The sequence below is a fragment of the Pseudomonas sp. UBA6562 genome, from assembly GCF_002434265.1.
Lineage (GTDB): Bacteria > Pseudomonadota > Gammaproteobacteria > Pseudomonadales > Pseudomonadaceae > Aquipseudomonas.
Genome location: NZ_DJJS01000002.1, coordinates 22260 through 44046 on the forward strand (window position 1 = coordinate 22260; position 21787 = coordinate 44046).

The following is a 21787-nucleotide window of genomic DNA, read 5'->3' on the forward strand; positions in this document are numbered from 1 at the left end:
CCCTGGATAATGGGTTTCATGCGTGCAGCAGCCAGATCGACAGCAGCCCGTTCAGTAGCAGCGAGCCCAAGGCCAGGGTGCGCCACACCTTCAAGGGTTCGCGCTCCAGCAGCGGGCGCGGGCGGGGAGTGGGTTGCTGTTCGCCGTGTTGCAGCGCCAGTTGCCAGTGCTCGGCGGTTTCGAAGCGCTCGGCCGGGTCGGTGGCCAGTGCCTTGTCGAGGTTGTGCACCAGCCATTCGGGCAGGTCGGGGCGGTAGCGGCTGGCGGGTACGGGGGTGCCGAAGCGCGGGCGCTGGAAAGCCTCGATCTCGCCATGGGGGTAGTGGCCGGTCAGCAGGAAGTAAAGGGTCACGCCTGCGCTGTACAGGTCCTGGGCCACGCTCGGCGCGGCGCCTGCGTAGGCTTCCGGGGCGATGTAGCTGGGTGTGCCGGGCAGTTCGCCGGGGGTGTGGGCGGACAGCCCCGGGCAGTACGCCAGGCCGAAATCCAGGACGCGCAGGTCGCCGTTTTCGTCGAGCAGCAGATTGTCGGGCTTGATGTCACGGTGCAGGACGTTGCGCCGGTGCAGCATGCCCAGCGCCCGCAGCAGGTGCAGGGCGATGGCCAGGCCTTGGGTCAGGCTCAGCGTGCCGTGCTGGCGGTGGTGCTCGGCCAGCGTGAGGCCGGAATGTTCGCGCATCAGGTAGTAGAGGTGCTGGCGCTCGCTGGCGGGGTGCACCTCGGGGAAATGGCGCCCGGCCACGCGGCGCAGGAACCATTCTTCCTGGAGCAGGCGCTGGCCGGCTTCGTCGTCGCCGTCGCAGTGGGCGGGCAGGGTCTTCAGCAGCCAGGGTTACCGTTGCGTGTCGCGGACGCGGTACAGCAGCGATTGGCGCGTGTGGCTCAGCAACGTCTCGACCTGCCAGCCCTCGAAGCGTTGCCCCGGTTTCAAGGCCGGAGGTAGCGGCCACTGCGCCACCTGGTCGAGGGCATCGCCCAGGCTGGCTTCGCCGAGGTCGTCGACGCGCACCAGTACGGCGCTGGCGTTGTCCTGGCTGCCGGCGAGGTGGGCGGCAGCCACCAGGGCCTGGGTGGCCAGTTGCAGATCGGGTTCGTCGCGCAGCACGCCGGCGATCGACGCCTCGCCCAGGGTCGCCCAGATCCCGTCGCTGACCAGCAGAAAGCGTTCGCCTGCGCGCAGCTCGCCTTCGCGGTAGTCCACCACCAGATGCTGTTCCAGGCCCATGGCGCGCTTGAGCACGTGCTGCATGCCCGGCTGGCTCCAGACGTGGTCTTCGCTCAGGCGCTGCAATTGCCCCTCATGCCAGCGGTACACCCGGCAATCGCCGATGTGCGCCAGGGTGAAGCGCCGGCCGCGCAGCACCAGCGCGCTGAGGGTGGTGAGCAAGGGCTGGCCGACGCCGTTGGCGTGCAGCCAGCGGTTCTGCGCGAGCAGCAGGCGGTCCAGCGCCTGGGCCACGCCCCAGGTCTGCGGAGTGGCGTAGTAGTCGTGGGCCAGGGCCTGCACCGTGGAGCGCGCGGCCAGGCCGCCGTCGGCGCACTGGCTGACGCCGTCGGCCAAGGCGAACAGGTAGCCCTTGCTGGCCGCGAGCGAAGCGGCCGGGCTGACCAGGCGCGTGGCGTCCTGGTTCTCGGCGCGTGGCCCGCTGGCGCTGCTCTGCGCGTAGCTCAGGTGCAAGGGCATGGCGGCGGCTCAGACCCGCGCAGCGGTGAAAGCCGCCGAGCCCCAGGTGGTCCTCCAGCGGCGCTTGACGGCGCACAGCCCGAACCAGGCGACCACGCCGAGGCTGGCGAACAGCCACAGGCCCAATTGGTAGTCGCCGGTGCTCTGCTTGATCGCGCCCAGGCCCGCTGCCAGCAGGAAGCCGCCGATGCCGCCGGCCATGCCGATCAGGCCGGTCATCACGCCGAGTTCCCGGTTGAAGCGCTGCGGCACCAGTTGGAACACCGCGCCGTTGCCCGCGCCCAGGCCGAGCATGGCGCTGACGAACAGCGCCAGGGCGGCGATGGAGCTGGACAAGTGCATGCCCACCGTGGCGATGCACACGGCCGCCACGGCGTACATGCCGAGCAGTGTGCGGATGCCGCCGAAGCGGTCCGCCAGCGCGCCGCCCAGGGGGCGCATCAGGCTGCCGCCGAACACGCAGGCGGCGGTGTAGTAGCCGGCGGTCACCGGGCTCAGGCCGTACTGGTCGTGGAAGTAGCCGGGCAGGGCGCTGGCCAGGCCGATGAAGCCGCCGAAGGTGACGCTGTAGAAGAACATGAACCACCAGCTGTCGCGGTCGGCCAGGGCCTTGAAGTAGTCGGCCATGGATTTGGGTTTGCTGCGGTTGGGGGCGTTCTTCGCCAGTACGGCGAATACGATCAGCGTCAACACCAACGGGATCAACGCCAATCCGAACACCTGGGTCCAGCCGAAGGCGGCGGCCAGCACCGGCGCGGCCAGGGCGGCCAGCACGGTGCCGGAGTTGCCGGCGCCGGCGATGCCCATGGCCTTGCCCTGGTGCTCGGCGGGGTACCACTGCGAGGCCAGCGGCAACGCCACCGCGAACGAGGCGCCGGCCATGCCCAGGCACACGCCGAGCAGCAGCGCTTGCTGGTAGCTGTGGATGCCGAGCTGCCAGGCTGTGAGCAGCGAGACGATGACGATCACCTGGCCGATGACGCCGGCCGTTTTCGGCGACAGCTGGTCGGCCAGCATGCCCATGACGAAGCGCAGGATCGCTCCGGCCAGAATGGGCGTGGCGACCATGAAGCCGCGTTGCTGGGTTGTCAGTTGCAGGTCGGTGGCGATCTGCACCGCCATGGGGCCGAGCAGGTACCAGACCATGAAGCTCAGGTCGAAGTACAGGAACGCGGCGAATAGCGTGGGGGTGTGTCCGGCTTTCCAGAAGCTCTTGTTCATTCCAGCACCTCATCTGCAAAAGGGTTGTGTGCTTGCAGGTGGGCGAGCCCTCACGGCTGCTCCACCGCCTCCTGGCGCAAGGCCAGAAACGCAAAGACGTCGCCATGCCGAATCCGCTTTCGCGAACGGGCATGCGACGTCTTTGTCGGGGTGGGCAACCGCCGTTGGTTGCCTGTGGCAAGGTAGAAGCAGGTTGTGTGCCAAACCTATGGGAGCGATAAGCCGGCCGTTACAGATCACTGCTGACGCCAAGGGATACACCTTCTCTGTGGGGGCGGTCGGTTCGGCGCTCCGATTAGCCGCCCATCGCGGCTGAAGCCGCTCCTACAGGGGTATTGGTGTGCGGGTGAGAGCGGTAGGGGTTGGATTGGGGTAGCTGCGCTGCGCTTCGCGGCTGATTTGGAGTGCCGAACCGACCGCTCCCATAGGTTTTGCAATTCCCTGTGGGAGCGGCTTTAGCCGCGCAGGGCCGGGCCTGCCGTTGGCTCGGTGTTGAAACCTTCACGGCCTAAGCCAAGCAGGTTCGCTGATTGCCAAGTAATAAGGGTCTCGAATTTTTCCAGATAGGATTGTTTCAACCGACAAGGCAATCCCACACGCCCCTTGAAGCGATCGAACTGCACGCTCATGAGCCACCGGTGCCGCATCCTGGTGCACCGCCAACCGCCAACTACCATCCCCATTCAAGTCAACAACTCGTTCATCGCAATGATCTGCTCGGCCACCTGAATCAACTTCTGCTGCCGGCTCATGGCCTGGCGCCGCATCAGCGTATAGGCCTCTTCCTCGCCGCAGTGCTTCATCTTCATCAGCATGCCCTTGGCCAGCTCGATGCGTTTGCGCTCGGCCAGTTGCTGGTCGCGGGCGTGAAGCTGCGAGCGCAGCACCTGGTCGCTTTCGAAGCGCGCCATGGCCACGTCCATGATCGGTTGCAGGCGCTGGGCGTGGATGCCCTCGACGATATAGGCGCTGACGCCCGCCTTGATCGCCTGGCGCATCACCCCCGGATCGTGCTCGTCGGTGAACATGACGATGGGCCGCGGCTGGTCGCGGGTCACGATGACCACCTGCTCCATCACGTCGCGGCTGGGGGACTCGGTGTCGATCAGTACCACGTCCGGACGCACCGCTTCGACCCGTGCAGGCAGGTCGATGGTCAGGCCCGACTCGTCGATGACTTCGAAGCCCGCTTCGCTCAGCGCGCTACGCAGGCGACCGCCCGTGCGCGAGGTGTCGTTGATCAGCAGGATGCGCAGCATCTAGGCCTCCGGTGCCCGGTCGTGCCGGGCGTGCAGGGCGAAGCCGCGGGCGTAGGCGGCGGGGTCGGTGCCGTCCCAGACTGTGCCGTCCAGCAATTGCGAGTGGCGCAGGGGGCTGGCGGGTACGGCGATGTCCACCGCGCCCGCGGCCTCGCTGTACAGGTCGAGCCGTTGCACCCTGCGAGCCACGGCGAGGTAGTCCGGGTCGTCGCGCAGCAGGCCCCAGCGACGGAACTGGGTCATGAACCACATGCCGTCGGAAAGGTAGGGAACGTTCGCCGCCCCGTGGTTGTGGAAGCTCAGCGGGTGGTCGTCCTGCCACTGGTTGCCCAGGCCATCGTCGTACAGGCCCATGAAGCGTGGCTCGATGCTGGCCAGCGGCACGTCGAGGTAGTCGCGGCCGCTCATCAGGTGCGCGGTGCTGCGGCGGTTCTCCGGGCTGGCCTCGATGAAGCGGCTGGCCTCCAGCACCGCCATCAGCAGGGCGCGGGCGGTGTTGGGATACTGCTCGACGAACGCCCGCGTGCAGGCCAGCACCTTTTCCGGGTGGTCGGGCCAGATCGACTGGCTGGTGGCCACCGTGCAGCCCTGGCCGAGCGCCACGGCGTGGGCGCTCCACGGCTCGCCCGCGCAGAAGCCGTCGATGCGGGCGGCCTGCAAGTGCGCGAGCATTTGCGGCGGCGGCACCACCACGCTGTTCACGTCGTGCAAGGGATGGATGCCCTGGCTGGCGAGCCAGTAGTACAGCCACAGCGCGTGGCTGCCGGTGGGGAAGGTGTGGGCGAAGGTGAGCTTCTCGCCCCTTGCGGCGCGCTGGCCGAGGGCGGCGGGGCGTGTGATGCCGGCTTCCTTGAGCGCTTGCGACAGGTTGATGCTCTGGCCGTTCTGGTTCAGCCCCATCAGCACGGCCATGTCGGTGGCCGGTGCGCCGCCCAGGCCGAGTTCGATGGCGTAGACCATGCCGTACAGGGCATGCGCCGCATCCAGCTCGCCGCTCGACAGCTTGTCGGCGACCCCGGCCCAGGACGTTTGCCGGCGCAGGTTGAGGGTCAGACCATAGGGTTGGGCGAAGCCCTGGGTGGCGGCGACCACGACGGAGGCGGCATCGCTGAGCGGCATGAAGCCGATGTTCAGCACGCGCTTTTCCGGGGCGTCGCTGCCGGCGACCCAGGCCAGGGGCTGGCGTGGGACAAGGTCGTTGCGGGTGTCGCTCACGTTGTGGTTCCCGATCCGTAAGGGGTCGTAGAAGCGCAGGCCGGCCTGCGCCTACCGGTGTTCAATACACGTCGCGCAGGTATCGGCGCGCTTTGCTCATGTCGCTGACGTAGAGCGTGGCCGCAGCGGCGCTCATCCTGCCGTGGCGCTGCACGATGGTCTTGAGCGCGGCATCGACGTCCTTGGCCATGCGTGCGGCATCGCCACACACGCAGACATGCGCGCCTTGCTCCAGCCATTGCCACAGCTCGGCACCGGCTTCGAGCATGCGGTGCTGCACGTAGACCTTCTCGTCCTGGTCGCGGGAGAAGGCGGTGTCCAGCCGCTGCAACACGCCGTTGCGCTGCCAGTCGCGCAGCTCTTCGCGGTAGTGGAAGTCGGTGCGCGCGCGCTGCTCGCCGAAGAACAGCCAGTTGCGCCCGGCGCCCTGCGCCTGCCGTTCCTGCAGGAACGCACGAAACGGTGCAATACCGGTGCCAGGCCCGATCATGATCAGCGGCGTGTCGGGATTCTCCGGCACATGGAAGTGTGTGGAAGGTTGCAGGTAGATGCGCACGCCGTGTTCGCTGGCGCGGTCGGCCAGGAAGGTCGAGCACACGCCGCCACGCGTTTGATCGCCGTGTCGGTAGCGCACGGTGGCGACGGTCAGGTGCACTTCGTCAGGGGTGAGAGCCGGGCTGGAACTGATCGAATACAGCCGCGGTTGCAGCGGTTTGAGCAGGCGCACCCAGTGTTCGGCGTCCAACCGCAAGGGAAATTCACGGAGCAGCGTGGGCAGCTGCTGCCCCCACAACCACTCCTGCAAAGCGGCGTGCTGGTCCTCTTCAAGCAGGTCGCGCAGCCGCTCGTTGCCGTGCTGGGCCGCCACCCGGCGCAACAGGTCCGGGCCGATGCGGGCGATTTCCAGGTGCTCGCTCAGCGCGACACGCAAAAGCATGGGCGGCTGCTTGTCGAGTTGCACCTCAGTGTCGCCGTCCAGGCCGATGGTGTTCAGCACTTCCTCCACCAACTCGGGCGCATTGACGGGCCAGACGCCCAGTGCATCGCCGGCACGGTAGGGGAAGGGGTGGCCGGCCAGGTCGAACGACAGGTGACGGGTTTCCTTCTTGGCGCCTTCGCCGTTGAGCAGGCGATTACTCAGCAGTCGGGTGCGCAGCGGCTGGGTGCGGGTGTGAGGGTTGCGGTTGGCATCGGCCGGCACGGGGGAGGGCGGCTGGGGTGCGACCGCCACCTGCGACGCACCGGTGCTTAGCTTGCCGCACAGCTCGACCAGCCAGCGTTCGGCGGGGGCTTCATAGTCCGGCTCGCACTCCAGGCGTGGCTGGATGCGCTCGGCGCCCAGGGCTGCCAGGCGTTCGTCGAGCTTGCGTCCGAAACCGCAGAACTGCCGGTAGCTGGAATCGCCCAGCGCCAGCACGCCGAAGCGGCTGTGGCGCAGGCTGTCGGGGTCGGCGCCCTCCAGTGTCTGCCAGAACGCGACGGCATTGTCCGGCGGGTCGCCGTCGCCAAAAGTGCTGGCGACCAGCAGGACGCCGGTGGCGCTGCGTAGCTGGTCCAGTTCGACGCTGTCCATGCCCTGCACGCGGGTGCGCTGGCCGGCGCTGCCTAGGCGCTGCGCACACAGGGCGGCGAGCTGTTCGCCATTGCCTGTCTGCGAGGCCCAGAGCACCAGCCATTCGGCGCTGGGCGGCTGGGCGGGCATGCCAGCGGTTGGCTCGTTTGCACGGGAGAACACGCCCGCCAGCACACCCTCGAGCAACAAACGCTGTCGCGCGTCGAAGGGCGCCTGCTCGGGCAGGGTCGGTACGCCTGCTTGCGCGCCTTGAGCGCTACGCAGGCCCAGCAGATAACCGCGCATGTACAGCTGTTGGTCGGCGCTCAAGGTCGGCGGGGCCGCATCGTGCAGGTTCAGCAGCTGCGCGATACCTTCGATCCGCTCTGGGGCGAACGCCTGGGAGACAGGTTCTGCCAGGGGAGCCGCTTCCCCCCCAATGGGCGTCGTTGCCGCCTTTCCAGCCAGGGCCGCCGCGATCTGCCCGCCAAGCGATCCCGCTTCCTGGCCTGCCAGCGGAGCCGTTTCCCGTTCGGCGAAAGAGGCTGCCTGCCGTCCGACATTCGACTCCGCGCCTACCTCAGCCCCAGCCACCGCCTGCAACGCCACCGCGCAATACTTGAACGCCGGCTGCAACGACAGCGGATCGACCGCATCGCAGGTCACGGCATTGACCGCCAACCCTTCGCCGAACACATCGTTCCAGTGAAACGGCGCAAAGCAGTTCCCCGGTCGTACCCGGTCGCTGACCACTGCCGGCAGCACCGCCGCCCCCCGTCGCGAGCGCACCTGCACCGGCTTGCCTGGCACGATGCCCAAGCGCTCGGCATCGATGGGGTGGACCTCGACGAAGGGCCCAGGGTTGAGGCGGTTCAGCACCGGCACCTTGCCGGTCTTGGTCAGGGTGTGCCACTGGTGCTGCACGCGGCCGGTGTTGAGCACCAAGGGAAATTCGTCGTCGGGCAATTCGGCAGGTGGCAGGTGCGGCCGGGCGAAGAACTGCGCCTTGCCGCTGGCGGTGGGGAATACGATCGCGGGGCGCTCGGTCGTGGGTTCACCCCGCAGGTAGCGGATCGGATTGCGCACCGCCGCGTCCGCCGTAGCGCAGGGCCATTGCAACGGCTGTTCGCGCAGGCGCGCATGGCTGGCGCCGCGCAGGTCGTAGCCGGTCTTGGGGTTGGCCGTGCGCTTGATTTCCTCGAAGATCTGCGCCGCGTCGGTGTAGCCGAATGCCTCGGCATAGCCCATGGCGCAGGCGACCCGGGCGATGATCTGCCAGTCCGGCAAGGCCTCGCCCGGCGGCGGCACGGCCTGCTGGGTCAGGGTCAGGTTGCGCTCGGAGTTGATCATCACGCCTTCGGCTTCGGCCCACAGCGCGCCGGGCAGCAGAATGTCGGCGTAACGGTTGGTTTCGGTGTCGAGGAAAGCTTCTTGGGTGATCACCAGCTCGACCTGGCGCAGCCCGTCGATCACCTGCTGGCGGTTGGGCACGCTGGCCACCGGGTTGGTGCAGACGATCCAGCAGGCCTTGATGCTGCCCGTCGCCATGGCCTGGAACATGTCCACCGTGCCATTGCCGCCTTCGGCGCGCAGGCTGCCCGCATCCATACCCCACAGCTGCTCGATGAAGGCGCGGTCTTCGGCGACCAGGGCCGAGCGCTGGCCCGGCAGGCCCGGCCCCATGTAGCCCATTTCGCGACCGCCCATGGCGTTGGGCTGGCCGGTCAGCGAGAACGGGCCGCTGCCGGTGCGGCAGATGGCGCCGGTGGCCAGGTGCAGGTTGCACAGCGCGTTGGTGTGCCAGGTGCCTTGCACGCTCTGGTTCAGGCCCATGGTCCAGCAGCTCATCCAGTTCGCCGCCTCGCCGATCCAGCGCGCCGTGGTGCGGATGTCGGCTTCGGCCAGGCCCGTGACCTGCGCGACATGCTCGGGGGTGTAGGCCTCCAGGAAATCTTCCATCACCTCCCAGCCTTCGGTGAAGTCGGCGATGAAGGCGGGGTCGGTCAGGCCGCTTTTCACCAGCAGGTGCAGCAGGCCGTTGAGCAGGGCCAGGTCGGTGCCGGGGGCGATGGGCAGGTACAGGTCGGCCTTGTCCGCGGTGGCGGTGCGCCGTGGATCGACGACGATCAGCTTGGCCCCGGCCTTGAGCCGGTCGAGCAAGCGCAGGAACAGCACCGGATGGCAGTCGGCCATGTTCGCGCCGATCACCAGAAACACATCGCTGTGCTCGAAGTCGTCGTAGGCGCCGGGCGGGCCGTCGGCGCCCAGCGACAGCTTGTAGCCGCTGCCGGCGCTGGCCATGCACAGGCGTGAATTGGATTCGATATGCCGGCTGCCGATGAAGCCTTTGGTCAGCTTGTTGGCCAGGTACTGCGCCTCCAGCGACATCTGCCCGCTGACGTACAGGGCGAAGGCATCGGCGCCATGTTCGTCGATGATGCCGCGCAGGCGGCTGGCCGTGGCCTGGATCGCCTGGTCGATGCCGACGCGCACCGGGTCGCGGCTGCGCTCCTCGCGCACGAAGGCATGCTTCATGCGCCCGGCGTCGGCCACCGGCACGGCGCAGGTGCTGCCTTTGGTGCACAGGCGACCGGCGTTGCTGGGGTGCTGCTTGTCGCCCGAGACTTTGACGATCAGGTCGTGTTCCACCTGCATGACGATGCCGCAGCCCACCCCACAGTAAGGGCATACGCTGCGTACGGTCTTGCCGGGCGAATGAAGGGTGTCGGTCATGGCGGTGCTCTCGTGCGCAAACGACAAAGGCGCCCTGCGGCTTCAGCGTTTTTCAACGGAAGCTGCACGGCGCCTTTGTCGTGAGGTGTTGCCTGAATGGACGGCCATCGTCGTTGACGGCGTTTGTATAGGTGTAGCAATGGCTGGGCCAACACGGAAGCGATGTGCAGGCAGACACCGTATTGCAGTGGGTTGGCGTCCCAACAGGCTGGCAGACGAAGTGCGCGCAGGTCGTCGTCGGCGCCTCGCGTTGGGGCGGCCTTGGCAGGTTTGCACCGTTTTGGAACGTGGCGAGCGCCGGGGTCGATGCCCGATGGAATTGCGCGCAAGCCCCGGCAGTGGGCTTCACAGGCAGCTTTGCGGATTTGTGGCACAACCGCTGCATAGAGGTCAGGCAACCGCTGCGCAGTATCGGCGGGCCCCTTGTCGATCAATGGCGATCGAACGGCCTCAACCGGCCCAAGGAACAATGACTGCGTCGGGCCCACGGGCCGGCAGCGAGAACAGGCAATGGCGCCTGGGACCTTCGGGTTCCAGGCGTTTTTTTTTGCTTCGAAACAACCGGATCGGCCTCGAGAGGTGCCCCATGAACAGCGAATTGGCGAGTGATCTGCAAAACCTCGTGGTAATCGGCAACGGCATGGTCGGCCACCATTGCGTCGAGCAGTTGGTGGAAGGTGGGGCGTTGAGCCGCTACCGCATCCACGTATTCAGCGAGGAACCGCTGCGCGCCTACGACCGCGTGCACCTGTCCGAATACTTCGGCGGCCGCGACGCCGAATCCCTGGCGCTGGGCGATGCCGCGCTCTACCAGCGTGGCGGCGTGACCCTGCACCTGGGCGTCCCGGTGCTGGAGATCGACCGGGCGCGCCAGGAGGTGATCACCGCCCGCGGTTGCGTGCCCTACGCGCACCTGGTCATGGCCACCGGCTCCTACCCCTTCGTACCGCCCATCGAGGGCGCGGCCGGCGATTCGCGTCTGGTCTACCGCACCCTGGCCGACCTCGACACTATACGCGTCGCCGCCGGCAACGCCCGGCGCGGCGTGGTGGTCGGCGGCGGGCTGCTCGGGCTGGAAGCGGCCAACGCACTGCGCAGCCTGGGCCTGGAGGCCCACGTGGTGGAATTCGCGCCGCGTCTGATGCCGGTGCAGTTGGACGAGGCGGGCGGGGTGGCGCTCAAGGCACGCATCGAGGCGCTGGGCGTGCAGGTGCACCTGTCTCGCGGCACCCAGTCGATCACCCCCGGCGAGCACTACCGTTTCCGCATGAATTTCGCGGACGAAGCCTTTCTCGAAACCGACTTGGTGGTGTTCTCGGCCGGCATCCGCCCGCAAGACGCGCTGGGTAAAGCCTGTGGCCTGGAACTGGGCGCCCGTGGCGGCATCGCCATCGACGGCGGATGCCGCAGCAGCGACCCGCACATTTCCGCCATTGGCGAGTGCGCGGCCTGGAACGGCAGCGTGTTCGGCCTGGTGGCGCCGGGTTACCAGATGGCCCGCAGCGTGGCTGCGCAGCTCTGCGGGCTGGAAAGCGCCTCGTTCGCCGGTGCCGACATGTCCACCAAGCTCAAGCTGCTGGGCGTAGACGTCGGCTCCATCGGCGATGCGCAGGGCGCCAGCGAAGGCGCGCGCAGCTACCGCTTCATCGACGAAGCCACCGCCAGCTACCGGCGCCTGGTGGTCTCCGCCGACGGCAAACGGGCCATCGGCGCCGTGCTGGTGGGCGACAACAGCTACTATGACACCCTGCTGCAATACATCCAGAACGGCCTCGCGCTGCCCGCCGACCCTGCGTCGCTGATCCTGCCCCAGGGCGAAGCGGCGCCGGCGTTGGGGGTGGATGCGTTGCCCGCCACCGCCACCGTCTGCTCGTGCCACAACGTCAGCAAGGGCGCGATCTGCAAAGCCATCGACGGCGGCTGCGCCGACCTTGCCGGTATCAAATGCCAGACCAAGGCCGGCACCGGCTGCGGCGGCTGCGCAGGCCTGCTCAAGCAGGTGTTCGAGCATGAACTCACGGCCCGTGGCGTCACGGTCGACAAGAGCCTGTGCGAACACTTCGCCCATACCCGGCAAGCGCTGTACTCGTTGGTGCGCGTCGAGCGCATCGAGACCTTCGACCAGTTGCTGGCCCGCCACGGCAAGGGCCATCTGGGCTGCGACATCTGCAAGCCCGTGGTCGGCTCGATCCTGGCGTCGTGCTGGAACCGGCCGATCATGGAGCCCTGGCTGGTGCCGCTGCAGGACACCAACGACACCTTCATGGCCAACATGCAGAAGAACGGCACCTACTCGGTGGTGCCGCGCATCCCCGGCGGTGAAATCACCCCCGACGGCCTGATCGCCATCGGCGCGGTCGCCAAGAAATACGACCTCTACACCAAGATCACCGGCGGCCAACGCATCGACCTGTTCGGCGCACAACTGCACGAACTGCCGGACATCTGGGCCGAACTGATCGCCGCCGGCTTCGAAACCGGCCATGCCTACGGCAAGTCGACGCGCACGGTGAAAAGCTGCGTGGGCCAGACCTGGTGCCGCTACGGCGTGCAGGACAGCGTGCAGATGGCCCTGCGCATCGAGGAGCGCTACAAGGGGCTGCGCGCACCGCACAAGCTCAAGTTCGCCGTTTCGGGCTGCACCCGCGAATGCGCCGAGGCGCAGAGCAAGGACGTGGGCGTGATCGCCACCGAGAAGGGCTGGAACCTCTACGTCAGCGGCAACGGCGGCATGCGCCCGCGCCACGCCGAGCTGTTCGCCACCGACCTGGACGACGACACCCTGATCCGCTACATCGACCGCTTCCTGATGCTCTACATCCGCACCGCCGACAAGCTGCAACGCACCTCGGTGTGGCGCGAAAGCCTGGAGGGCGGCCTGGACTACCTCAAGGCCGTGGTGATCGACGACAGCCTGGGCCTGGCGGGCGAGCTCGAAGCGCAGATGCAACTGGTGGTCGACCGCTACGAATGCGAGTGGGCCAACGCCCTGAACGACCCGGAAAAACTCAAGCGCTTCCGCACCTTCGTCAACGCCAGCGGCGCCGACCCGGACGTGCGCTTCGTCCAGGAACGCGGCCAGCGCCGCCCGGCCCGGGCCGACGAAACGAACTTGATCGACGCAACGGAGGTGGTGTGATGGGCGATGCGAATGCAGTGCGGGTCGAGACGGGCAGCCGCTGGAGCCGGGTTTGCGGGCGCCACGACCTGGTGGCCCATTCGGGCGTGGTCGCGCTGCTCGACGGCAGCCAGGTCGCCTTGTTCTATCTGCCCGGCGAACCGGGCGAGGATCGGGTGTTCGCCTTGGACAACCGCGATCCACGTTCGGGGGCCAATGTCATCGGTCGCGGACTGATCGGCAGTGTGGCGGGCAAACTGGTGGTCGCCGCACCCTTGTACAAACAGCATTTCGGCCTGGAAGACGGCGTGTGCGTGGAGGTGCCGACGCAGCGGCTGCGGGTCTGGCTTGCGCGCCTGCGCGGGGAGGACGTGGAAATCCAGGTGGCGTGAAGGACAGCGCGCTCCTCGGGCTGTAGCGGCTCCGACATGAAGGGCGCCCAAGCCGAGGCCCGATGCAAATCGGTCTCGGCTTCTCTATGCTGGAACACCTTCCCAGCCGCCCGACGATTGCTGCCATGGCCACGCGCAAGCGCAAGACACTTCCCAAGGATTTCGACCAACTGCTGGAAAGCGCCTCGCTCGCCGAGTTGATCGCGGTGTTCGACACCTGCCAGCTCGATGCCACCGGTGGCTACAGCAAACGCACCGCCCTCGGCTTCTACAACTGCCCCGACGCGCTGGTGCGCTGGCTGGTGGCACAGGGCGCCGACATCGATGCCCGCGACGAATACCTGGGAACGGCATTGCACTGCCGCAGTTCGAGCTGGATGGGCGGGGTCGACCTGTTGCTGGACCTGGGCGCCGACATCGAAGCCCGGGATCGGCGCGCCAACACGCCGCTGCACGCGGCAATCCAGAGCCACAAGGCCGAATCGGTCGCGGCCCTGGTTCGCCGGGGCGCCGACACACGGGCCCCGGGCCGCAATGGCGAATCCATCATGCACCTCGCACTGGCCACCACCTCCAACGGCGACATCGTGGAGATGGCGCAGATCGCGCGCATCCTGTTGGACGCCGGCGTGCCCATCGACGACGAGGACCGTGCCGAGGTCCGGCGTATCGGCCTTGCCTTCGAGTTTCACCGCGCCGGCTTCAACCCCGAGTCGGTGCCGGCCACCGATGCGGCGCTCGCTACCCTCTACCATCTGTTCGATGTGCCGCCCGTGCCGGCGCGCTTCGTCCATGACGGCAAGTCCGCGATCGCCGTGACCGCCACCGACTGGCCCGCCCGGCACCGGCAACTGTGGGAGCTGCTGGTGCCATCGGCCGGTGCGGCGAAGACCGTGCAGGGTGAAGTGATTCGCCTCACCGGTCGCCTCGCCGACGAGATAAACGGCAACGGCGCGGCCAACTGGTGCGCCGATTTCAAGAAGATGCTCGGCGCGCTGGTGGGGCACCTGGGCAGCGCCATGCCTTTGCCCGAACACAGCGTGGCCGAGGCCGAACGGCTTGCGACCGCGCTCAAGGGCGGTGACGACCCGGGCGGGTATTGCGACCGCCTGTGCGAGCTGGCCGTAGAGTGGGTCATCGCCAACCCGCAGCCGGTCGCGCTGGGCAAGCCGGCCTATCGCCGGTGATCGATCACCCTTCGTATGCCTCAAGAGGGACGTCATGGCCTGGCAGTCGCTACTCGAACACCCACGGTTGCGCACGTCGTTCGTAGCGCTCGATCCGTGGCGCAAGGTGCTGGTCCTTGTGGCCTACCTGCACCGGCAACTCAGGCTGGTCCAGGCGTTCGACCACCTGTACGCACAACGGCTGACGCAGGTGTTCGTACGCGGGCTGGCATGCGCCTTGGCGGACGACCGCAAGGCGCAGCGGCGTATGCGTGCAGACGTCATGCAGTGCATACCCGATACCGACGACTATCCGGCGCAGGAGGGCGCATGGGCACAGAACCTGCTCATCGCGCTGATCCACGTGCTGGATTTTCGGGTGGAGGGCGATGCGCAAGCCTTGGCGCGTGGTCTGCGTTCGTCGCTCGACAACATCGATCTGATCCATTACGAAGCCGACGAGCAGTACGACGAAAGCCGCGTATTCGATGAAGAGGTTGGGCTGCTGCTGGAATTGACGCAGGCCGCCCGGTCGATCAATCGCGAAGCGTGCACCGACATGCGCTGGGTTGCCCAGCTGACGCATCGGTGCAGGGTGTGAGCCGCAAGGCTGGTAGCGGCTCATCGGTGTTGCCGCTTCCTCAGCGGACACCGACAGCACCCGACCGCAACCTTCCGTACAGACCCTAGTAGCCTGTGAGGATGGAGGTGATCACTCCAGTGGCAATCGCCACCAGCACGTAGTCGCCATTGACGTGCAGCCAGCGGTGCTCGGGTGGCGGGGCGGACAGGTGGCGTGCGCGCCAGTCGGTGACCCAGTAGCGGTCGTCGCGGAAGCGCGGCTCCACGACATGCCCGCGCCGCCATTCCTGATGTGGGATCGGCAGGCCGGCTTGCGGGCGGAAGTGGGCGTCGCGGTAGGCCGGGTGGCCGCCACGGCCAGGGTGTGGCTGGGCGCGGTTGGGATGGGCCTGCGGGTGTCCTGGCTGTGGGCCAGGCGGTTGCGCACGGCCTTGCTGCGGCCCCCCACGATGATCGCCCGGACCACCTTCCGGCCCGCCGCCCGGTTGGGCGAAGCTGGCCAGCGGCATGCCCAGCATCAGCACTGCGCACAACGCAGTCAGGTTCTTTTTCATCGGATGTTCCTTTCACAGTTCAAGGGCGCCGCCTGGGTCCGGCTCGTTGCCTGGCGGCGAACGAAGCACGGTGGGGGCTTGGGAAATATGACCACGGCTTTGCGTCAGTTGCCGACAGCAAGAGGTAAAGAACGGGTAAAGCCCAGGCAGAAGGCACCTTGCACCCGCGTTGAACTTTCCGCCTGCGCAAGCTCCAAAAATGGACCAGACCAGGCACGTCAGCGGTGGCCGTTTCCAAGCCATGTCCGCTACCCGAAACCTTCTCAAGGATGTCCCCCATGAGCGACCGCCCCATCTATTCCGCCGACGGCCAGAGCGCCGCGTTCCAGACCGCCGTCAGCAATGCCCAAGCCACCTTCAGGTTCTTCTGGCGCGAATTGTCGTGGGAGGCGCGGCGCATCATCCCCGCGCTGGAAGTGGCGGCGGTGAAGATGTCCTTCCCGGTCGACAGCGACGATCCGGAAGCGCCCAGCGTCGAAAACATGTGGCTGAGCGAGGTCGACTTCGACGGCACGTCCATCAGTGGCGTGCTGCTCAATGCGTCGGAATGGATCACCGAGTACGCCGAGTCGGAGTGGGTGACGCTGCCGTTCTCGAGCCTCAACGACTGGATGTACGTGAGCCAGGGCGAGGTCTGCGGCGGTTTCACCATCGATGTGCTGCGCAGCGAGATGTCCGACCAGGAGCGCGCCGAGCACGATGCGGCCTGGGGCCTGGATTTCGGCGAGCCTGGCACGGTGCGGTTGGTGCCGGCAGGCGAGGGCCAGGCAGAGGCCGTAGTGTCTCGCGGGCTGGACACGCCCTACGACCGTCAGGTGCTCGAAGCGCTGGACGCAGGAGACCATCCCATGGCGGTGAACATGCAGGAGAAGGTCGAAGAAGGCCTGCGCCAGTACCCCAGCATGATCACCGAAGCCGACGAAGCCGGCTGGCTGTTGATGCACCACCAGGCACTGGCGGGCAATTACCTCGTGGTACGCAGCCTGTTGCAGCACGGCGCCGACGCCTCGGCACGCACCGACGGCGGACAGACGGCGGCACAGTTGGCGCAGGAGGCCGGGTGGAGCCGGGTGGCGCGGCTGTTGCGCGGCGAGGCCTGATACACGTCCGCTGGCGGACCGGCTCGATCACGACCTGGCGCACGGCAGGGCCCTGCGCCAGGCCGGCCATTCAAAACGCAAGGCCCTCAGCCCTGCGGCGCCCGCTCGAACAACTGCGTCGCCAAGTCCCGAATCCGCTGCGACCCGGCCACTTTCGCCACCCACTCGGGCGGCATGCCCGACACCCCATACAGCGCACCGGCCAGTTGCCCGGCGGTGGCCGCCACGCTGTCGGCATCGTCGGCGAGGTTGGCGGCCAGCAGCACCGCGTCGCGGAAGTTGTCCGTGTGCCACACCGCCCACAGGGCCGCTTCCAGGGTGTCGATCACGTACCCGGACGAGCGGATCTGCTCGCGGACCTTGTCTTTGTACTCACCGGCATTGATCAGCAACGGGCGCGCCGACAGCGTGCAGACCCGAGGCGCCAGCGCTTCGTGCTTGTCCGCACCGTTCAGGGCCAAGTGCAACTGCGCGCCGAACAACTGGCAGCACTGCACCGCTTCTTCGGCGCGGTGGGTGACCTCGCTCTGCGCCGCGCTGCCCTGCCAGGTGGCTGGCATGGAATGGCGGTGGAAGATCGCGGTGGGCGCCAGGCGGATCAACGAACCGTTGCCGGCGCTGGAGGCTTCGCGGTTGCCAGGCCAGTCGCGGCCCTGCGCCTGCCAGCCGTGCAAGGCGTCGCGGGTGGCGTTGCCGATGTCGAAGCAGCGGCCGTTGGCGCTGTTTTCGCCGCGTTCGTACCAGCGCAGCAGGCCTTCGGCGTAGGTGGCGTAATCGAAGCGACCTTGGCTGAGGTAGGTGTCGGCCAGCGCCAGGGCCATGCTGGTGTCGTCGGTCCACTCGCCCGGCTTGAGCTGGAAAGGGCCGCCGCCGACCATGTCCTGCACATGGCCGCGGTCGCGGGGCTGGAACTCCAGCGTGGTGCCCACGGCATCGGCGATGGCCAGGCCCAGCAGGGCGCCCTGGGCACGGTCCAGGGCCTGGACGTCGGTCAGCGTACAGGCACGGGTGGCAAGGCTGCGGTCGGCATCGCTGGGGAGCAAGTGCTGATAGCGTGAAACGTAAGTGTCCAAGGTGTCTTGGGAGCTGCGCAGATCGATCATGGGCGTCCTTTCCAGCAGGTGGTGGCAGATTCGCCGTGGCATTGGGTAGGCCAGGACGGTGCAAGGTGTCGGTGTCGAGTGGGGTTTGCTCGACCGATGCCAGGAGAGGTGGGGGCGATGGGTGATCTTTTCCAGGTCAACGCCGTCCCGCGCCGTTTTCTCCCCCATTACCTTCACCCTGACATGCTGCGGCCACTGGGTCGTTGAAGCGTCCGAAGACGGCCGGGTAATCGCCACCACGCTCGGCGAAGCACAACGGCTTGACCTGTCCCACCAGGGTTTCATCGCGCTCACGCTCGGCCTGCCAGGTCACCCGCCCTGGCGCGCTGCGGCCATCTGGTCGTTGAAGCGTTCGAAGAACGCCGGGTAATCGTCCCCCCGCTCGGCGTAGCGCAATGGCTTGACCCGCTCCACCAGAATTTCGTCCGCTTCGGGCGCGTGCTGGAAGATGCCCATCACCTCGTCGATGAACTCGCGCAGCGGCATGGCCTGCGGGTCGTTGGCCTGGCGTTCGCCCATCAGTTCGGTCTGCACGTAGGGCGGTGCCAGTTCGTGCACGCGCACGGCGGTGTCCTTGAGTTGGTAGCGCAGCGACTGGCTGTAGGAATGCACGGCCGCCTTGGTCGCGCAGTAGCTCGGCGTCAGTGCCAGGGGCAGGAAGGCCAGCCCCGACGACACCGTGACGATGGCGGCGTGGGGCTGCTTGAGAAAGTGCGGCAGCAGCCAGCTATCCAGGCGGATCGGCCCTAGGAGGTTGGTGGCCACCGTGGCCTCCAGTTCGCTGGCGCCGCCTGCGGTCAGCGATTCGCCGCGCATGATGCCGGCGGCGTGGATGACGGTGTTGAGCCGAGGGTAGTCGGCGATCAGACGTTCGGCCACGCGTTGGGTGTCGTGTGCGTCGCTGACGTCGAGTACTTGGTAGCGCAGGCCGGGGTTGGCCGCGACCTCGCGCTGCAGCAGCGCTTCGCGGCGCCCGGCGATGATCACCTCGTTGCCCCGTGCCAGGAAGGCTTTCGCCAGTTCCAGGCCGATGCCGCTGCCGCCGCCTGTGACCAGAAGGGTATTGCCTGTGGTGTGCATGTCGAGCCTCGCGATGTGGAGTGGGTCGCTCGTCGTCAAGCGACATGCATTACCCTAGGCCGCTGGCGCGCCGTGCGGAAGTAGGCGCCGGAAAGTGCCGTACTTACCCCGAGGAAACCATGGCCATCGACGATCCCACCCAGCCCGCCCGGCGCAGCCCCACCTGGCCCCACGGCGACGACAAGGTCGACCCGGAACTGGACCGCCTGGTACGCGAGATCATCGGCCGGGTCGCCGACAAGTGGACGATGCTGGTGATCGAGGCGCTCGCCGAACGGGGCTGCCTGCGCTTCACCCAACTGGCGGCGCAGGTCGGCAACGTCAGCCAGAAGATGCTGACCAAGACCGTACGGCAGATGGAGGCCGATGGGCTGCTGGTGCGTACCGTCTATCCGGTGGTGCCGCCGAAGGTGGAATACCGCCTGACGGAAATGGGCATGAGCCTGGGCGAGGCGTTTTGCGGCGTGTGGTTGTGGGCCGAACGCCATCGCCAGACGATCGAGGCGTCGCGGGCGGCCTACGAGGCGCAGGCCAAGGCGCAGGACGACGGGGCGGCGGTATAGGCCCCTCGACCCGCGCTTGGCGTGAGCCAGTCCAGGCGAATTCAGTCTTCGCCGCGTAACTCCCGTTCGACGTCCGTCAGCGTCTGGTTCAAGGCATCGGCCTCGGTCCGCGTGATCGTACCGTTGCGCGCTTGCAGATTGCCCGCACGGGTCTGCACCTCGCCTACCGAAACGTGCAGTCGCTCGGCCTGTTGCGGGGACAGGGCCTTGGCTTGCGCCTGCTTGTCGATCCACAGGTTGAGCGACGCGGCCCGCTCTTGCAGGTAGTCGCTGTCGCTCTGCGGCGCGTCGTGCGTGCAGGCGGGGAGGGCCAGGCAGCAGAGGGTGAACAGGGTAGCGGGCATGAGCGCTTTGAGCATGGTGCGGTCCTGTAGAAAGGGGGCGTGGCTGTATCGGTTGGGCTGGGTGGCGAGCAGTGGGTCACGACCGCCGCCAGTGCCGGGTCATGGCGCAGCGCCCTTATAGGCATTCGCCGAGCGTAATGCCAGCGCCGCCCATCGGCGTACCTCCACGTCGGGTCACGGCCCACTGGCGGCCCACCGAATGCTGCTTGCCGAGCCTCTCAGCACGCCTGCGCGCAGGGCCGTGCCCTCAGCTTCCAGCCACTGAGCAGCGCCAACCCGAGCAGCCCGGCCAGGTAAAGCTGCGCAGCGCCCACCAGCCCCAACCGCGGCACCAGCACACTGACCAACAGCACCGGCACGCAGAACGCCAGGTAGCTGAGCACATAGAAGGCCGCCAGCAAGCCTGCGCGCTGGTCAGGCTCGGCCAGGGGCAGCAGGCTGCGCGTGGCGCCCAGAAAGCCGCTGCCAAAGCCGATGCCGGTCACCACCGTGCCGACCATCAACAGCGTCAGTTGCCCACTGAGCACCGCCAGCCACAGCAAGATCGGCCCCGCCGCCAAGGCCAGGCTGCCCAGTCGCAGCAAGCGCTCGGCGGGCCAGTGCCGCAGTCCGTGCAGGCAAGCGGCACCGCTGAGGGTCAGGCCCGCCACCGCCACGGCGCCCAGCAGCACCGAGGTCGTGCCGGTCACCGCCTTGGCCAGGCCCGGCATCAGCGACAGATAGAACCCGCCCGTGGCCCACACGGCCAATTCCAGCGGCAACACGCGCCAGAGCATGGCGCGGGCCTGGGGCGGCACCGACAGTCGCGGTCGCAGCGCCGCCAGGGTGCCGGGCCGGCGCGGCAACAGGTCCGGAACGCCGAGCAGGCACAGGGCAAGCAGCCCGAACGTGCCGAGAAACACCTTATAGGTCAGCTGCAACGGCAGCGGCGCATAGGTGACCAGCAGGCCGCAACCCACTGCGCCGGCGGCCATGCCGAGCAAAGGGGAAAGGCTGTTGAGCCAAGGGCCGCGCTGCTGATCGCTGTCCAACAGCGCCGCGCCCAAGGCGCTGGTGGCAAGACCGGTCGCGACCCCTTGCACGGCCCTGGCAGCGATCAAGTCGTTGAGCCCGTGGGCCTGGTGGAACAGCAGCAGCGAACCGATCTCCATCAGCACGGCGCCCAGCACCACCGAGCGCCGCCCCAAGTGATCTGACAGACGACCGCCGACCAACAGCGCGGCAAGCAGTCCGAAGGCGTAGATGGCGAAGACCCAGGTCAGCCAGAAGGTGGAGAACCCCCAGGCCTGCTGGTAGCTGGCGTACAGCGGCGTCGGCGCGCTGGAGGCGGCCATGAAGGTGAAGAGCAGGGCACCGAACACGCCCAGGCGGGCCTGGATGCCGAATGGAGAAGGTTTCAAAGTCAGGGCTCACTAAAGCTAATTAATTGCGTTAGAGCTTATAGCGAGCTTTTCATAAAAGCAATTTCTTAGCTTTTGTATTCGGTTATGATGCGCGCCATGACCATCAAACACTCCCGACCCGGTGGCCGTAGCGCCCGGGTGCAGCAGGCCATCCACGATGCCGTCCAGGCGCTGCTCGACGAGCAACCGCGCGATTCGCTGACCGTTCCGCTGATCGCGGCGCGCGCCGGTGTCACCCCTTCGACCCTCTACCGCCGCTGGGGCAAGCTGTCCAACCTGCTGGCCGACGTCGACCTGCAACGCCTCCAACCCGACGAGCCGCCCGAAGACACCGGCAGCCTGGCAGGCGACCTGGCCTGCTGGCTGGAACGCTATGTCGACGACCTGGTGTCGTTGCCCGGCCAGACCATGCTCCGCGACGCGATCATGGCCACCGAAGTGGGCTGCACCGTGCGTTGCACCGAGCCCACGCGCGAGCGCCTCGAGATGCTGCGCGAACGCGCCCTGGTGCGCAACGAGCCTACGCCGCCGATCAACACGCTCATGGACGGGCTGGTGGCGCCGCTGATCTTCAGAACGCTGTTCGGCGGTGAGCGGCCCGATGTCGAGCTTCAGCGGCAGTTGCTCGACCAGGTGCTGGCAAGTGCGCGTGGTGCCTGAGGCAGGCCTTGCGCAGGGGCGGGGCCATCACATGCCAAGGCTCCGCTGCCGTCCTGTC

17 protein-coding genes and 1 pseudogene are annotated in these 21787 nt (G+C 67.5%); 7 read left to right on the forward strand and 11 right to left on the reverse strand.

Annotated features, from left to right (window positions below; translation table 11 throughout):
- Window positions 1-16 precede the first annotated feature (16 nt).
- The 6 genes and pseudogenes from B4M43_RS01980 to B4M43_RS02005 form a co-directional block, all read right to left on the reverse strand.
- Window positions 17-1684, reverse strand: a pseudogene (locus B4M43_RS01980) (protein kinase domain-containing protein).
- Window positions 1685-1693: 9 nt separating this feature from the next.
- Entirely contained in the window at window positions 1694-2905 is a 1212-nt protein-coding gene (locus B4M43_RS01985) for a nitrate/nitrite transporter (protein WP_296263669.1), read from the reverse strand.
- Between the two features lie 455 nt (window positions 2906-3360).
- A complete protein-coding gene (locus B4M43_RS01990) occupies window positions 3361-3534 on the reverse strand; it encodes a hypothetical protein (protein ID WP_296263671.1) in 174 nt (57 codons plus the stop codon).
- Between the two features lie 54 nt (window positions 3535-3588).
- Entirely contained in the window at window positions 3589-4164 is a 576-nt protein-coding gene (locus B4M43_RS01995; protein WP_296263674.1) for an ANTAR domain-containing response regulator, read from the reverse strand.
- Window positions 4165-5379, reverse strand: coding sequence for a CmpA/NrtA family ABC transporter substrate-binding protein (locus B4M43_RS02000; protein ID WP_296263677.1), 1215 nt, complete (start codon window positions 5377-5379; stop codon window positions 4165-4167). It lies immediately after the preceding gene.
- Between the two features lie 61 nt (window positions 5380-5440).
- Complete coding sequence (locus B4M43_RS02005; protein WP_296263681.1) at window positions 5441-9664, reverse strand: bifunctional nitrate reductase/sulfite reductase flavoprotein subunit alpha; 4224 nt, start codon at window positions 9662-9664, stop codon at window positions 5441-5443.
- A 586-nt stretch (window positions 9665-10250) separates the two neighbouring features.
- On the opposite strand from B4M43_RS02005, the gene nirB reads away from it, so the two are divergent.
- The 4 genes from nirB (at window position 10251) to B4M43_RS02025 (ending at window position 14941) form a co-directional block, all read left to right on the forward strand.
- Entirely contained in the window at window positions 10251-12803 is a 2553-nt protein-coding gene (gene nirB, locus B4M43_RS02010) for a nitrite reductase large subunit NirB (protein ID WP_296263683.1), read from the forward strand.
- Window positions 12803-13174 carry a nitrite reductase small subunit NirD gene (nirD, locus tag B4M43_RS02015; protein ID WP_296263685.1) on the forward strand — a complete coding sequence of 124 codons (372 nt, stop codon included), beginning with the start codon at window positions 12803-12805 and terminating at the stop codon, window positions 13172-13174. The genes nirB and nirD overlap by 1 nt, the downstream gene beginning before the upstream one ends.
- 125 nt (window positions 13175-13299) lie before the next feature.
- The gene (locus B4M43_RS02020) at window positions 13300-14361 is read left to right on the forward strand and encodes an ankyrin repeat domain-containing protein (RefSeq protein ID WP_296263687.1); all 1062 of its coding nucleotides are present in this window, start codon (window positions 13300-13302) and stop codon (window positions 14359-14361) included.
- Window positions 14362-14395: 34 nt separating this feature from the next.
- A complete protein-coding gene (locus B4M43_RS02025; protein ID WP_296263689.1) occupies window positions 14396-14941 on the forward strand; it encodes a hypothetical protein in 546 nt (181 codons plus the stop codon).
- Between the two features lie 85 nt (window positions 14942-15026).
- Here the strand turns inward: B4M43_RS02025 and B4M43_RS02030 are convergent, their stop codons facing one another.
- Window positions 15027-15476: an RcnB family protein gene (locus tag B4M43_RS02030; protein WP_296263691.1), complete on the reverse strand. Its 450-nt coding sequence runs from the start codon at window positions 15474-15476 to the stop codon at window positions 15027-15029.
- A 278-nt stretch (window positions 15477-15754) separates the two neighbouring features.
- Between B4M43_RS02030 and B4M43_RS02035 the strand changes: the two genes are divergently transcribed.
- A complete protein-coding gene (locus tag B4M43_RS02035) occupies window positions 15755-16576 on the forward strand; it encodes a DUF2314 domain-containing protein (RefSeq protein WP_296263693.1) in 822 nt (273 codons plus the stop codon).
- An 86-nt stretch (window positions 16577-16662) separates the two neighbouring features.
- On the opposite strand, the gene tri1 is transcribed toward B4M43_RS02035, so the two are convergent.
- Both tri1 and B4M43_RS02045 read right to left on the reverse strand, forming a co-directional pair.
- The gene (gene tri1, locus B4M43_RS02040) at window positions 16663-17679 is read right to left on the reverse strand and encodes an ADP-ribosylarginine hydrolase Tri1 (RefSeq protein WP_296263695.1); all 1017 of its coding nucleotides are present in this window, start codon (window positions 17677-17679) and stop codon (window positions 16663-16665) included.
- Between the two features lie 309 nt (window positions 17680-17988).
- A complete protein-coding gene (locus tag B4M43_RS02045) occupies window positions 17989-18759 on the reverse strand; it encodes an SDR family oxidoreductase (RefSeq protein WP_296263697.1) in 771 nt (256 codons plus the stop codon).
- A gap of 119 nt (window positions 18760-18878) precedes the next feature.
- On the opposite strand from B4M43_RS02045, the gene B4M43_RS02050 reads away from it, so the two are divergent.
- Entirely contained in the window at window positions 18879-19322 is a 444-nt protein-coding gene (locus tag B4M43_RS02050; protein ID WP_296263699.1) for a winged helix-turn-helix transcriptional regulator, read from the forward strand.
- Window positions 19323-19363: 41 nt separating this feature from the next.
- On the opposite strand, the gene B4M43_RS02055 is transcribed toward B4M43_RS02050, so the two are convergent.
- On the reverse strand, window positions 19364-19681 hold the full coding sequence (locus B4M43_RS02055) for a hypothetical protein (protein ID WP_296263700.1): 318 nt from the start codon (window positions 19679-19681) through the stop codon (window positions 19364-19366).
- Window positions 19682-19884: 203 nt separating this feature from the next.
- Entirely contained in the window at window positions 19885-21066 is a 1182-nt protein-coding gene (locus B4M43_RS02060; RefSeq protein WP_296263703.1) for an MFS transporter, read from the reverse strand.
- A 99-nt stretch (window positions 21067-21165) separates the two neighbouring features.
- Here B4M43_RS02060 and B4M43_RS02065 point away from each other — a divergent pair, with 99 nt between their 5' ends.
- A complete protein-coding gene (locus tag B4M43_RS02065) occupies window positions 21166-21729 on the forward strand; it encodes a TetR/AcrR family transcriptional regulator (RefSeq protein WP_296263705.1) in 564 nt (187 codons plus the stop codon).
- Window positions 21730-21787 lie beyond the last annotated feature (58 nt).